At 65.9% G+C, this 13,951-nt stretch carries 14 protein-coding genes; 11 read left to right on the top strand and 3 right to left on the bottom strand.

Annotation, left to right across the window (positions count from 1 at the left end; all coding sequences use genetic code 11):
• Positions 1-9: 9 nt before the first annotated feature.
• The 9 genes from cyoB (at position 10) to sphst_RS04755 (ending at position 8,363) form a co-directional block, all read left to right on the top strand.
• Positions 10-2,010, top strand: a complete 2,001-nt coding sequence (gene cyoB / locus sphst_RS04795) for a cytochrome o ubiquinol oxidase subunit I (RefSeq protein WP_031395866.1) — start codon at positions 10-12, stop codon at positions 2,008-2,010.
• Positions 2,011-2,014: 4 nt separating this feature from the next.
• Positions 2,015-2,659, top strand: coding sequence for a cytochrome o ubiquinol oxidase subunit III (gene cyoC, locus sphst_RS04790; protein WP_042467557.1), 645 nt, complete (start codon positions 2,015-2,017; stop codon positions 2,657-2,659).
• Positions 2,656-3,057 (top strand): cytochrome o ubiquinol oxidase subunit IV, encoded by a 402-nt coding sequence (cyoD, locus tag sphst_RS04785; protein WP_031395868.1) that lies wholly within the window; start codon positions 2,656-2,658, stop codon positions 3,055-3,057. The genes cyoC and cyoD overlap by 4 nt, the downstream gene beginning before the upstream one ends.
• Positions 3,057-3,773 (top strand): SURF1 family protein, encoded by a 717-nt coding sequence (locus sphst_RS04780; RefSeq protein ID WP_031395869.1) that lies wholly within the window; start codon positions 3,057-3,059, stop codon positions 3,771-3,773. The genes cyoD and sphst_RS04780 overlap by 1 nt, the downstream gene beginning before the upstream one ends.
• Positions 3,774-3,848: 75 nt before the next feature.
• Complete coding sequence (locus tag sphst_RS04775; protein ID WP_192098653.1) at positions 3,849-5,159, top strand: ATP-binding protein; 1,311 nt, start codon at positions 3,849-3,851, stop codon at positions 5,157-5,159.
• Positions 5,156-5,704, top strand: a complete 549-nt coding sequence (locus tag sphst_RS04770; RefSeq protein ID WP_197975339.1) for a response regulator transcription factor — start codon at positions 5,156-5,158, stop codon at positions 5,702-5,704. Before sphst_RS04775 ends, sphst_RS04770 begins: the two co-directional genes overlap by 4 nt.
• Positions 5,705-5,743: 39 nt before the next feature.
• On the top strand, positions 5,744-6,808 hold the full coding sequence (locus sphst_RS04765; RefSeq protein WP_234387384.1) for a radical SAM protein: 1,065 nt from the start codon (positions 5,744-5,746) through the stop codon (positions 6,806-6,808).
• A gap of 132 nt (positions 6,809-6,940) precedes the next feature.
• A complete protein-coding gene (locus sphst_RS04760) occupies positions 6,941-7,507 on the top strand; it encodes an NADPH-dependent FMN reductase (RefSeq protein WP_107045232.1) in 567 nt (188 codons plus the stop codon).
• A gap of 10 nt (positions 7,508-7,517) precedes the next feature.
• Complete coding sequence (locus tag sphst_RS04755) at positions 7,518-8,363, top strand: pirin family protein (RefSeq protein ID WP_234387382.1); 846 nt, start codon at positions 7,518-7,520, stop codon at positions 8,361-8,363.
• Between the two features lie 111 nt (positions 8,364-8,474).
• Here the strand turns inward: sphst_RS04755 and sphst_RS04750 are convergent, their stop codons facing one another.
• Positions 8,475-10,418, bottom strand: coding sequence for a CocE/NonD family hydrolase (locus sphst_RS04750; RefSeq protein WP_031394238.1), 1,944 nt, complete (start codon positions 10,416-10,418; stop codon positions 8,475-8,477).
• A 143-nt stretch (positions 10,419-10,561) separates the two neighbouring features.
• On the opposite strand from sphst_RS04750, the gene sphst_RS04745 reads away from it, so the two are divergent.
• Positions 10,562-10,948 carry a potassium channel family protein gene (locus sphst_RS04745; protein ID WP_051916390.1) on the top strand — a complete coding sequence of 129 codons (387 nt, stop codon included), beginning with the start codon at positions 10,562-10,564 and terminating at the stop codon, positions 10,946-10,948.
• Here sphst_RS04745 and sphst_RS04740 read toward each other — a convergent pair.
• Positions 10,945-11,829: a LysR family transcriptional regulator gene (locus tag sphst_RS04740; RefSeq protein WP_031394236.1), complete on the bottom strand. Its 885-nt coding sequence runs from the start codon at positions 11,827-11,829 to the stop codon at positions 10,945-10,947. The genes sphst_RS04745 and sphst_RS04740 overlap by 4 nt on opposite strands.
• A 94-nt stretch (positions 11,830-11,923) precedes the next feature.
• On the opposite strand from sphst_RS04740, the gene sphst_RS04735 reads away from it, so the two are divergent.
• A complete protein-coding gene (locus tag sphst_RS04735) occupies positions 11,924-13,441 on the top strand; it encodes a CoA-acylating methylmalonate-semialdehyde dehydrogenase (protein ID WP_031394235.1) in 1,518 nt (505 codons plus the stop codon).
• 93 nt (positions 13,442-13,534) lie between these two features.
• Here sphst_RS04735 and sphst_RS04730 read toward each other — a convergent pair whose 3' ends face one another.
• Positions 13,535-13,852: a GIY-YIG nuclease family protein gene (locus tag sphst_RS04730; protein ID WP_031394234.1), complete on the bottom strand. Its 318-nt coding sequence runs from the start codon at positions 13,850-13,852 to the stop codon at positions 13,535-13,537.
• Positions 13,853-13,951: the final 99 nt, after the last annotated feature.

Here is a 13,951-nt window from a genome sequence, read left to right as displayed (position 1 = left end):
GAAAAGCTCATGTCAGACTCCATATTGAAGACGATCTTCGGCCGACTGACGCTGGAATCGCTGCCGCTGCATGAACCGATCGTCGTTGCGACGTTCGGCATGGTGGCGATCGGCGGTGCCGCGCTGCTGGCCGCGCTCACCTATTTCAAGGTGTGGGGCTATCTGTGGAACCAGTGGTTCACCAGCGTCGATCACAAGAAGATCGGGATCATGTACATGATCCTCGCGATCGTCATGCTGCTGCGCGGCTTCTCCGACGCGATCATGATGCGCCTGCAACAGGCGATGGCGTTCGGGGGTAGCGAAGGCTATCTCAACGCGCATCACTATGACCAGGTCTTCACCGCGCACGGCGTGATCATGATCTTCTTCGTGGCGATGCCGATGGTCACGGGGCTGATGAACTATGTCGTCCCGCTCCAGATCGGTGCGCGCGACGTGTCCTTCCCGTTCCTCAACAATTTCAGCTTCTGGATGACCGCCGCGGGTGCCGTGATCGTCATGATGTCGCTGTTCATCGGCGAATTCGCGCGGACCGGCTGGCTCGCGATGCCGCCGCTGTCGGGGATCGCCTATTCGCCCGATGTCGGGGTCGATTATTATATCTGGGCGCTCCAGATCGCGGGCATCGGAACGTTGCTGTCCGGCGTCAATCTGGTCGCGACCATCGTCAAGATGCGTGCGCCCGGCATGGGCATGATGAAGATGCCGATCTTCACCTGGACCGCTTTGTGCACGAACATCCTGATCGTCGCCGCCTTCCCGGTGCTGACCGCGGTGCTCGCGATGCTGTCGCTCGACCGTTACATCGGTACCGCGTTCTTCACGAACGACGCGGGCGGCAACCCGATGATGTACGTCAACCTGATCTGGATCTGGGGTCACCCCGAGGTCTACATCCTGGTCCTGCCGGCGTTCGGCATCTTCTCGGAGGTCACCTCGACCTTCTCGGGCAAGCGCCTCTTCGGCTACAGCTCGATGGTCTATGCGACGCTCGTCATCACGATCCTGTCGTACCTCGTCTGGCTGCACCACTTCTTCACCATGGGGTCGGGGGCGAGCGTCAACTCGTTCTTCGGCATCACCACGATGATCATCTCGATCCCGACCGGGGCCAAGATCTTCAACTGGCTGTTCACCATGTACAAGGGGCGGATCCGGTTCGAACTGCCGATGATGTGGACGATCGCCTTCATGGTGACCTTCACGATCGGCGGCATGACCGGCGTCCTGCTCGCGGTGCCGCCGGCCGACTTCGTGCTGCACAACTCGCTGTTCCTGGTCGCGCATTTCCATAACGTGATCATCGGCGGCACGCTGTTCGGCATGTTCGCAGGGATCAACTACTGGTTCCCGAAGGCGTTCGGCTTCAAGCTGGACGAGAAGTGGGGCAAGGTCTCGTTCTGGTGCTGGGTGTCGGGCTTCTACTTCGCCTTCATGCCGCTCTATGTGCTCGGCCTGATGGGCGTGACCCGCCGCATGCGCTATTTCGACGATCCGAACCTGCAGATCTGGTTCGTCATCGCCGCCTTTGGTGCAGCACTGGTCGCGGTCGGCATCGCTGCCTTCCTGATCCAGATCTTCGTCAGCATCCGCAACCGCGAGGCGCTCGCCGATCACACCGGCGATCCCTGGGGTGGCCGGACGCTGGAATGGGCAACCTCGTCGCCGCCGCCCGACTATAACTTCGCGTTCACGCCCGTCGTCCATGATCTGGACGCCTGGTACGACATGAAGGACCGCAAGCATCAGCGGCCGGTCAGCGGCTTCCGCGCGATCCACATGCCGAGCAACACCGGTACCGGCGTCGTGCTAGGCGTGCTCAGCATCGCCTTCGGCTTCGCGATGATCTGGTACATGTGGTGGCTCGCGGGTCTGACGCTGGTCGGGATCTTCGCCACGACGATCTTCCACACCTTCAACTACAAGCGCGACTTCTACATCCCGGTCGAGGACGTGATCGCCAGCGAGGACGCGCGCACCCGCATGCTCGCGACCCAGGGAGCCTGACGCGATGTCTTCGGTATCATTGAAGAAGGACGGTCTGGACGAGAAGGGTGAGCCCCTCTCGTTCTACCAACTCGAAGAGCATCACCATCCCGAGGGCAGCAGCACGATGCTGGGCTTCTGGATGTACCTGATGAGCGATTGCCTCATCTTCGCGGTGCTGTTCGCAGCTTACGGCGTGCTCGGCACCAGCTATGCCGGCGGACCGACGCCCAAGGAGATCTTCGAGCTGCCGCTCGTCGCGGTGAACACTGCGATGCTGCTGTTCTCGTCGATCACCTACGGTTTCGCGATGCTGTCGATGGAGGAAGGGCGTCAGCGCATCATGCAGATGTGGCTGGCCTTTACCGGGCTGTTCGGCCTCGCCTTCCTGTCGATCGAAATGTACGAGTTCGCCACCCTCATCCATGAGGGCGCGGGTCCGACCCGCAGCGCGTTCCTGTCGTCCTTCTTCACGCTGGTCGGCACGCACGGCCTGCACGTGACGATGGGCTTCATCTGGCTCGTCACGCTGATGGTGCAGGTGCAGAAGCACGGCCTGATCGCCGCGAACAAGCGCCGCCTGATGTGCCTCAGCATGTTCTGGCATTTCCTCGACGTCATCTGGATCGGCGTCTTCACCTTCGTCTATCTGATGGGTTCGCTGCGATGACCGACCGCCCCGCCACCGCGCACGACGCGCATGCCGACCACGCCCATGACGATCACGGGCATGGCGACGACCACGCGTCGCACGGGACGCGCAAGAGCTACCTCAAGGGGTTCTTCCTCTCGGTCATCCTGACCGCGATCCCGTTCTGGGCCGTGATGACCGGCGCGTTCAAGGATCCCTCGACCGCCGCACTGGTGATCATGCTGTTCGCGGTGATCCAGATCGTCGTCCACATGATCTACTTCCTGCACATGAACGGGAAGTCCGAGAATGGCTGGACGATGATGGCGCTGATCTTTACGATCATCCTGGTCGTGATCACGCTCAGCGGCTCGATCTGGGTCATGTATCACCTCAACACCAACATGATGCCGATGCAGGCCGCGGTAGATATGTGATGACACGGCATGCCCGGCCGCGGCCGGCGATCTGGGTGGCGGGCTTCATCGCGCTGCTGCTGTTCGCCGGGTTCTGCGCGCTGGGTGTGTGGCAGGTCGAACGGCGCGCATGGAAGCTCGACCTGATCCGGCAGGTGGCCGCGCGGTCGCAGGCCGCACCGGTCGCGCCACCCGGGCCAGCGCGCTGGCCGGCGATCACGGCGAGCAGCGATGCGTATCGCCGGATCCAGGTAAGCGGCATCTTCGCGCATGACCGCACGACGCTGGTCCGCGCCGCCACGGCGCTCGGCAGCGGCTATTGGGTGATGACGCCGCTGCGGACTGCGCAGGGCTTCGATGTTCTGGTCAACCGCGGCTATGTCTCGCCCGAACAGCGCAGCGCCTATGCGCGGCCGGTCGGGCCGGTCACCGTGACGGGCTATCTGCGGATCACCGAACCCGGCGGCGGCTTCCTGCGCAAGAATGATCCCGCGACCGACAATTGGTATTCGCGCGACGTCGCTGCGATCGCGGGCGCGCGTGGCCTTGGCCGCACGGCGCCCTATTTCATCGACGCGGACAAGGTCGGGGGCGGCGCACCGATCGGTGGCCAGACCGTCATCGCATTTCCGAACAATCATCTCGTCTACATGCTGACATGGTTCGGCCTCGCCGCGATGACGGTGATCGGCTTCGTCGTGTTCGTGCGCCACGATCGTCGTCGTGATAAGCGCTGACCGGCGACGTCGCGCGTTGAGCGCGTCGCAGGAGAGATGGACCGCGTGACGGCGCACGACACGATGAGATTGGCGATGGATTCCTCGCGGTGGCAGGCCTGGGTCAGCCGTGCGCGCGCGGATACCGATGCCGCGGGCAATGCGAACATGCGGCAGCTGGTCACGCTGCGCTGGATCGCGGTGGCGGGGCAGCTGGTCACCGTGTTGACGGTCCGCTTCCTGCTGGGGATCGACCTGCCGCTGGTGCCGATGCTGTTGGCGATGGCGGCGTCGGTCGCGCTCAACCTGGCGAGCATGCGGCTCTATGGCTGGCAGCGCGGGGCGAATGCGCAGCTGCTGCTCGCGATGCTGCTCGACGTCGGGTTGCTGACCGTCCAGCTCTACCTCAGTGGCGGCGCGACCAACCCATTCATCGCGCTGTATCTGCTGCAGGTCGTGCTGGGCGCGGTGCTGCTCGATCGCTGGTCGAGCTGGGCGATCGTCGGGGTGACGGGCGGGTGTTTCGCGCTGCTGACGATCCGGTATCGTCCGCTTGCCCTGCCGACCGATTATGCGGGCGAGTATTTCGCACTCTACACCGTCGGGTCGTTGCTCAATTTCCTGCTCGTCGCGACGCTGCTGGTGCTCTTCATGACGCGGATCACGGGCAATCTGCGCGCCCGCGACGAGCATCTGGCGGATCTGCGCCAGCAGGCGGCGGAGGAGGATCATATCGTCCGCATGGGCCTGCTCGCGTCGGGCGCCGCTCACGAACTGGGAACGCCGCTCGCATCGCTGGCGGTCATCCTCAACGACTGGAAGCGGATGCCCGCGCTCGCCACCGATGCGGGGATGCTCGAGGAGATCGGCGAGATGCAGGCCGAGGTCCAGCGGTGCAAGACAATCGTCACCAACATCCTGCTGGCGGCGGGCGAGGCGCGCGGCGAGGCGCCCGAGGTCGTGCCGCTCCACGTCTTCCTCGACGCGATCGTCGAGGACTGGCGCGCGCTGCACGCCGGTGTCGAGTTCGACTATACCAGCCGGCTCGGCGACGATCCGCTGATCGTATCGGATCCCGCGCTCAAACAGGTGATCGCCAACGTGCTCGACAATGCCGCCGAAGCATCGCCCGCCTGGGTCGGGTTTTCGGGCGAGCGGTCGGGCGATCATCTGGCGCTGATCGTGCGCGATCACGGACCGGGGTTCACGCGCGACAAGCTGGCGAGCTTCGGCAAGCCCTATCAGTCGAGCAAGCGCGATCCCGGCCACGGCCTCGGCCTGTTCCTCGCGGTCAATGCAATGCGCAAGCTGGGGGGCAGCGTGGCGGTCGCCAATCGCGAGACGGGTGGCGCAGAAGTGACGTTGATGCTGCCGCTGGCGGCGATCGCCCTGGAGCGTGACGAATGAGCGAGCCCGATATCCCCCCGGTCAAGCGCCTCGTGATCGTCGAGGACGACGAGACGTTCGCGCGCACGCTGAAACGCTCGTTCGAGCGGCGCGGCTATGCGGTCAGGCTTGCGGCGAGCCATGAGGATCTGGTCGTGCTGCTCGCCGACGACGTGCCGCAATATGCGGTGGTCGACTTGAAGCTCGGCGGCGCGTCGGGGCTGGTCTGCGTCCAGACGCTGCACGCGCATGATCCCGATATTCTCGTCGTCGTGCTGACCGGCTTTGCAAGCATCGCCACCGCGGTCGAGGCGATCAAACTCGGCGCCTCGCATTATCTGGTCAAGCCGTCGAACACCGACGACATCGAGGCGGCGTTCGACCGGACCGAGGGCAAGGTCGACACCGCGGTGACCGAACGCCGCGCGACGATCAAGACGCTCGAATGGGAGCGGATCCACGCGACGCTGGCGGAAACCGGGTTCAACATCTCGGAGACTGCGCGGCAGCTCGGCATGCACCGCCGGACGCTCGCGCGCAAACTCGAGAAGCGGCCGGTCAAATAGCCGCAACGCTTGGCGTGGGGCGGGCGTTATGGCGCGATGGTGTCGCCTTCTTCCTCCCGCCTCTGGGTGCCGCGGCGCCTGCTCGCGACGCCGTCGTCGCTCCTCTGGGACCATGGCGAACAGATCGTCGCGCACGCACGGGCGCTGGACGTGGCGGTGACGACGCTGCCAAGCGATCGTCTTCGCCTCGACCTGCCCGACGATCCCCGGCAGCAATATGCACAGGCGAAGGCGACGCTGGCGCTCGTCGTCGCCCCGCCGTCGAAACGCCGGTTGCAGCCGATCGCGCCGAGCGCCGACTGGCGAATCGATCTCGCCGAAGGGTGCCCTGCGCATTGCGGCTATTGCTATCTCGCGGGGTCTTTGAAGGGGCCGCCGATCACGCGGGTCTATGCGAACCTGCCCGAGATCCTGGCCGAGCTTCCTGCGCATCTCGGCCAGGGGACAGTCACGTCGCGCTCCGCCACGCGCGCGCATGAGGGCACGACGTTCGAGGCGTCCTGTTACACCGATCCGCTCGCGATCGATCATGTCACCGGGTCGCTGTCCGCGCTGATCGCGCATTTCGGCGCGTGGGAGGCGGACGTGCAGCTGCGCTTCACGACGAAGTTCGACGCGGTCGAGCCGCTGCTCGCGCTCGATCACGCAGGACGGACGCGGATGCGCGCCTCGATCAACCCCGCCGGCTATGCGCGGTTCGAGGGCGGCACGAGCCCGGTCGCAGCCCGGCTGGTCGCGCTGCGCCGGATGGCGGATGCGGGGTACAAGATCGGGCTGACGATCGCGCCGATCATCGCCGCCGAGGGATGGCGCGACGCCTATGCCGAGCTGATCGCGCAGGCGGGGCAGGTGCTCGGCGATATCCCGGACCTCACGATCGAGCTGATCACGCATCGCTACACACCCGGGTCCAAGGCGGTGCTGCAGACCTGGTATCCCGGCTCGTCGCTCGATCTCGGCATGGCGAACCGCACCGAGAAGCGCACCAAGTTCGGCTCGGTCAAATATGTCTATGATGCGGACACGATGCGGGCGTTGCGCGCCTTCTTTGCCGACGAGATCGCGGCGCGCCTGCCCGAGGCGCGGATCCTCTACTGGACCTGATCGCCGTCCAACCGGGCAACACAGCGTTGCCGACCCTGCGCTGGTGGGCGCCGGTGCCGTCGCCTATCTGAATACCAAGATCTTGCGCGCGCCGTCGCCCGGCGCTCGCGCGTGACAACAGGAGATTATTGCATGCCCGTCCTTCTTGGTATTTCCGGCAGCCTGCGCCGCCAGTCGTTCAACGCCGCGATCCTCAATTCGCTCGCTGACGCGCTGGGGGACAAGGCGACACTGCGGATCTTCCCGCTCAACGCGATCCCGATGTACGATCAGGATGCCGATACCGACACGCCCCCCGAGGCGGTCGCCGCGCTGCGGGCGGCCATCGGTGAGGCGGACGGGATCGTGATCGCGTCGCCCGAATATAATCACGGCATGCCCGGCGTGCTGAAGAACGCGCTCGACTGGGCGTCGCGGCCTTATGGCAAGGCGACGCTGACGGGGAAGCCGGTGTTCACGCTGACCTCGTCGCCGGGCGCGGTCGGCGGCGCGCGCGCGCAGGCGCAGCTGAACGAGACGCTGGCGTCGATCGGCGCGCGCACGCTGCTGCGGCCGCAATCGGTGATCGGTTCGGTGCACGAGAAGATCGCCGACGGGCGGCTGAGCGACACGTCGACGCTCGACTTCCTGTTGAGCGGTATCGACGCCCTGCTGGCGGAGATCGAACGGCCCGCATCGGCCGTGCGCGAGGCGAACTGAGCTGCGGCGCGTGCTGCGGACCTATCCCGCCCAGCGTGACGACATCGCCGATCTCGTCACGCGGCGCCCGCTGCCGGGGCCGCAGCTGCCGCAGGTCGATCCGTTCCTGTTCGTCAACCATCATGGGCCGCAGACCTATCGGCCCGGCAATAACGGCCTGCCGTTCGGACCGCATCCGCATCGCGGGTTCGAAACGGTCAGCTTCATCCTGAGCGGCGCGATGGCGCATCTCGACAGCGGCGGGCACGAAAGCGTGATGCAGGCGGGCGGGGTGCAGTGGATGACCGCGGGGTCGGGGCTGATCCATGCGGAGGTCTCGCCCGCGTCGTTCAAGCGCGACGGCGGACCGCTCGAGATCCTGCAGCTATGGGTCAACCTGCCGGGGCGGCTGAAGATGACCAAGCCCGCTTATACCGGGCTCCAGCGCGAGGATATTCCGGCTGTCGCGGTCGACGGCGGTGTCGTGAATGTCATCGCGGGGACGTTTGAAGGGCAGGCGGGGCCGGTCGAGTCGCTGACCGGCGTCGCGATGATGACGGTCGAGCTGGCCGCGGGGCGGCGGGTTACACTGCCGGCACCGCAGGGTCGCAGCGTGTTCTTCTATGTGATCGAGGGGCGGCCGGAGGTCAGCGGGACGGTCGTGGAGCCGTGGCACCTCGTCACGTTCGACGAAGACGGCGATACGATCGAGGTCGCGGCGGCGGGGCCGGTGCGGCTGGTGTTCGGCCATGCCGATCCGATCGACGAGCCGGTGGTCGCGCACGGGCCGTTCGTGATGACGACGCGCGAGGAGATCGGCGAAGCGATCCGCGATTACCAGGCGGGGCTGTTCGGGGCTGCGCCGGTTATCGCCTGAACCCATAACCGTCATCCCCGCGGAGGCGGGGATCCAGACTGGCTGGCCTTGCTAACGATGCCGTGAGGCCAGCCAGTCTGGGTTCCCGCCTTCGCGGGAATGACGAAGAAGTTACTTCGCCAGCACGGCCGACTGGTCGACCGCGACCACCGGCAGCCACACCGCGCTGGCCGTCGCGCCGCCGCGTTCGATCGTCACCGTCGCCTTCTTGTAGTCCGCCTTCTTCGCAAGGAAGATGTTGGGAACGAAGGTCTGGGGGTTGCGGTCGTAGAGCGGGAACAGACTCGACTGGACCTGCACCATGATCCGGTGCCCCGGCTGGAACACGTGGTTCACGGTCGGCAGGCGGAACTTGTAGCGCTGCGTCTTGCCGGCAGGAATCGCACTCGGTTTGGCGAAGCTGTCGCGGTAGCGGCCACGGAAGATGTCGAGGCTGATCGGCAGTTCATAGCCGCCCATCTTCGGATCGCTCGCGACCTCGTCGGGATAGACGTCGATCACCTTGACGACGAAGTCGGCATCGGTGCCGGTCGTCTTGGCATAGATGTCCGCGATCGGTGCCCCCGACACGCGGACCGGCGTCGTCAGCACCTCGGTCGTATAGGTCATCACGTCGGTGCGGCCATCCACCCCGCGCTGGTCGCTGACCAGCCAGTCGCCCCAGCGGCCGTCGCCGAAATTGACCGGGCGCGGCAGATGCGGGACGGGCTTGGCGGGGTCGGAGACATAGCTGTCGCCGCCGCTCGCCGCCTTGGTGAAGCCCAGCCCGCCCTCGGCGCCGAGGTAGATAGGCTTGAGAGGCGCGGCACAACCGCTCTCGCAGGCGAGCGGCCAGGTCGTCAGCTTGTCCCAGTGATTCTCGCCGGTGTTGTAGATCGCCGCGGCGGGCAGCGTGACCGCGGGGCCGTCCTTCAGATACTGGTCGAACATCGGCAGCACCATCTGCTCGCGGAACTGCTGCGCGGTGTCGCCGTCCCACTCGAACGGGCCGAGGCTGCGGCCGTCGCGATTGACCTGGCTGTGCCGCCACGGACCCATGACGAGATGGTTGTTACCCATCTTGCCCTTCGCCTTCAGCGCCTCCCAGGCGGTGATCGCACCGTACATGTCCTCCTGATCCCACAGCCCCTGTTCCCAGAGCGTCGGCACGTTCGAGGGGTTGGCGGCGAGCAACTTGTCGAGCGCCTGACCCTGCCAGAACGCGTCATAGGCGGGATGTGCGACCATGCGCTGCCAATAGGGAAGCTGGTCATACCCCGACGCCTTGGCCCAGTCGCCCGCCGAGCCGATGCGGCGGAAATTCTCGTAATCGTCATAGCCGCCGGTCGGCGGCGCCTTGCCTGCGCCCTTGTAGCCGGTCTGGCCGCCGAGCCAGGCGATGTTGGCGAGGCGGAACGCGCCGTAATGGAACCAGTCGTCGCCCATCCAGCCGTCGATCATCGGGCTTTCTGGCACCGCGGCCTTGAGCGCGGGGTGCGGGTTCAGCAACGCCATGACGACGGTGAAGCCCTCATAGGACGACCCGATCATGCCGACGCGGCCGTTCGATTCGGGCAGGTTCGCCTTGTTCACCAGCCAGTCGATCGTGTCATAGGCGTCGGTGACATGATCGACCTTGGTCGGGTTGAGCGGGCCGATCACCGGGCGCGTGACGACATACTCGCCCTCCGAGCCATATTTGCCGCGGACGTCCTGATAGACGCGGATATACCCGCCCTTGACGAACATCTCGTCGGCAAGCGGCAGCGTCGAAAGGATGCTCGGGCTGTCCATCCGCGTCGCACGCGACTTGGCGTCATAGGGCGTGCGGGTCAGCACGATCGGTGCGTTGGTCAGCCCCTTGGGATAGACGATGACGGTGTAGAGCTTCGTCCCGTCGCGCATCGGGACCATCACCTCGCGCTTGACATAGTCGCGGTTGGCCGTGGCGGGGACGAACTTGGCGGGGACATCGCCGCCGGCGGGGGCAGTCTTGTCAGAAACAGTCTGGGGCACCTGCGCCGACGAAACGGTGGCGAGCGCGATCGAGGCAAGAAGGACAAGCTTGAGGGTCATGCAATCGCTCCGGAAGGGGATGCGGCCAAGCTAGGCGCAATTGTCGCGCGGGGGCAATCGGGTTCGTGATCGACCAGCCGCGCGCGTGCCGCTTGAAATGTCGGCCGCTTGCTGGATGATGCGCCGAAACAACGGGGGGTATCATGGCGCGCAGGGCAAAGGGATCGTGGCGGCCGTTCATCCAGGCCTTGCCGATCCTGATCGTCGGCTATGTCTCGACCATCCTGATCTGCGCGGTGCTGTTTGCGACGTTCGAGGGCAAGCCGGTCGATGTCGGCATCTGGTGGTCGTTCGTGACCGCGATGACGATCGGCTATGGCGACGTGTTTCCGGTGACGATGGGGGGCAAGATCGTCGCGGTCGCGCTGATGCATGCGGTGCCGCTGTTCCTTGTGCCGCTGCTGACCGCGAAGATGGCGGCCAAGATGATCGTCGACAGTGACGCCTTTACGCATGCCGAGCAGGAGGAGATCAAGCTGGCGCTCGCGCGGATCGAGGCGATCCTTTCGCGTGAGCCGCGTCAGCCCTAGTCGGCGACCAGCACCGCGCGCTCGCGGCCGACGAGCGCGACGAGCCAGTCGGTAAAAGCGCGGATCGCGTCGAAACGGCCGGTGTCCTGGTGCGTGACCAGCCAGAAGGCCCGGCTGATGCGGATGTCGGGGAGGATCGCGACAAGCCCGGGATAGGCCTCGCCGATGAAGCAGGGGAGCACGCCGATGCCGGCGCCGGCCGCGATCATGTGCGCCTGCGCGTTGATGCTCGACGAACGCAGCACGGGGTCGCGGACGCCCGGGATCTCGTCGAGATAGCGCAACTCGGGCGCATAGACGATGTCGGGCACATAGCCGATCATCCGCCGGTCGCGCAGGTCGGCGATGCCGTGCACCGGCCCGTGCGCCGCGAGATGCTCCGCCGATGCGTAGAGCCGCAGCGTATAGTCGGTGAGCTTGCGCGTCCGCAGCGGACCGCGGCGCGGGCGGGCGAGCAGGACTGCGACGTCGGTCTCGCGCCGCGTCGGGTTGAGGAAGCCGCTGGTCGCGACGAGATCGACTGCGAGCTTGGGATGCGCCTGCGCGAGCGTGCCGAGATGTCGGCTGACGAACCAGGTGCCGAACCCCTCGGCGACGCTGACGCGGATCGTGCCGTCGACCTCGGTCCGGCCCGCGGGCGGGGTGCGGATGTCTGACGCGATCGCCGCCATCGCGGTCGCGCGCGCGAGCAGATCCTCGCCGGCGCTGGTCAGGATCTGGCCGTCGGGACCCTGTTCGAACAGCCGCTGGCCAACCGCGGTCTCGAGCCGGCGGAGGCGGCGGCCGACCGTCGTCGCATCGACGCCGAGACTCGCCGCGGCACGGCCAAGCTGCTGCGCGCGGGCGACTTCAAGGAAGATCGGCAGGTCGCTCCAGTCCATGCCGGCTGCAAATATGCAGCTAGCGCCTGCAAGTCTATCGCTTGTGTCGTTCGGGATGCGGTGGTGTAGAGGCCGCAAAACAAGGAGAGGCGCCATGACCGTTCGCACCATCGAGCATCTGATCGCAGGCGGCACCGCGGGTGGACCGTCCTCCGGCGGCGGCCGCAGTGGCGACGTGTTCGATCCCAATAGCGGCGAGATCCAGGCGCGCGTGACGCTGGGCACGCAGGCCGACCTCGACCGGGCAGTCGCCGCCGCGCAGAAGGCGCAGCCGGGCTGGGCAGCGACCAACCCGCAGCGCCGCGCGCGTGTGATGTTCGAGTTCAAGCGGCTCGTCGAGGTGAACATGGACGAGCTCGCGCGGCTGCTGTCGTCCGAGCACGGCAAGGTGATCGCGGATTCGAAGGGCGATATCCAGCGCGGGCTCGAGGTGATCGAGTTCTGTTGCGGCATCCCGCACATTCTCAAGGGCGAGTACACGCAGGGCGCGGGGCCTGGGATCGACGTCTATTCGATGCGCCAGCCGCTCGGCATCGGCGCCGGCATCACTCCGTTCAACTTCCCGGCGATGATTCCGCTGTGGATGAGCGGGGTCGCGATCGCGACGGGCAACGCGTTCATCCTGAAGCCCAGCGAGCGCGATCCGTCGGTGCCGGTGCGCCTCGGCGAGCTGTTCCTCGAGGCGGGGCTGCCCGAGGGGATCTTCCAGGTCGTCCACGGCGACAAGGAGATGGTCGACGCGATCCTCGATCATCCGGCGATCTCGGCGGTCAGCTTCGTCGGCTCGTCCGACATCGCGCATTACGTCTACCGTCGCGGCGTCGAGGCTGGGAAGCGCGTCCAGGCGATGGGCGGTGCCAAGAACCACGGCATCGTCATGCCCGACGCGGACCTCGACCAGGTCGTCGCCGATCTGTCGGGCGCGGCGTTCGGGAGCGCCGGCGAGCGGTGCATGGCATTGCCGGTGGTGGTGCCGGTCGGCGAGAAGACGGCGATCGCGCTGCGCGAGAAGCTGATCCCGGCGATCGCTGCACTGCGCGTGGGTGTCTCGACCGACAATGACGCGCATTACGGCCCGGTGGTGAATGCGGCGCATCGCAGCCGGATCGAGAACTGGATCCAGACGGGTGTCGACGAGGGCGCAGAGCTCGTCGTCGACGGGCGCGGGTTCGAGTTGCAGGGGCATGAGAAGGGGTTCTTCATCGGCCCGTCGCTGTTCGATCACGTCACCACGGAGATGTCGGCGTACAAGGAGGAGATCTTCGGGCCCGTGCTGCAGATTGTCCGCGCCAGGGATTTCGAGGAGGCGGTGCGGCTGCCGAGCGAGCATCAGTACGGCAACGGCGTCGCGATCTTCACGCGCAACGGCCACGCCGCGCGCGAGTTCGCGGCGCGGGTGAATGTCGGGATGGTCGGCATCAACGTGCCGATCCCGGTGCCGGTGGCGTATCACACGTTCGGCGGCTGGAAACGTTCGGCGTTCGGCGACACCAACCAGCACGGCATGGAAGGCGTGAAGTTCTGGACCAAGGTCAAGACGATCACGCAACGCTGGCCCGACGGCGGGGTTGGTGACGCGGCGAATGCGTTCGTCATTCCGACGATGGGGTGATCGGGTGCGGCGTTTCCTCCCCGTCATCCTGGACCTGATCCAGGATCCAGAGCCATCGAGCGCAACGCCCGTGGCTCTGGATCCTGACTTTCGTCAGGATGACGGGGTGGGGAGGGTGTCGAAGCCCCAGTCCTCGGCCAGATCGCGCCAGGTTGGGTTGTCCGTCTCGATCAGCGTGGTCTTCCACGACCGTTTCCAGACCTTCAGCTGCTTCTCGCGTGTGATCGCCGCGTCCATCGTGTCCGCCATCGCGAACCAGACCAGCCGGTTCACACCGTATCGTTTTGAGAACCCGTCAAATATGCCCTCGCGGTGCTGAACGATCCGCACCATCAGGTCGGACGTGACGCCGATGTACAGCGTTCCGTTGCGCCCGCTCGCCATGATATAGACCGCGGGTTGCCTAGCCATATCCTTCCCCCCAGTCGTCATCCTGACGAAAGTCAGGATCCAGAGCCACAGGTTTCCGCGTTTGCGGCTCTGGATGCTGGGTCGAGCCCAGCATGACGG

This window comes from Sphingomonas sp. STIS6.2 (genome assembly GCF_000732685.2).
Lineage (GTDB): Bacteria > Pseudomonadota > Alphaproteobacteria > Sphingomonadales > Sphingomonadaceae > Sphingomonas > Sphingomonas aerolata.
The sequence above is the reverse complement of the archived record's forward strand: the minus strand, read 5'-3'. Positions and strand labels throughout refer to the sequence as shown.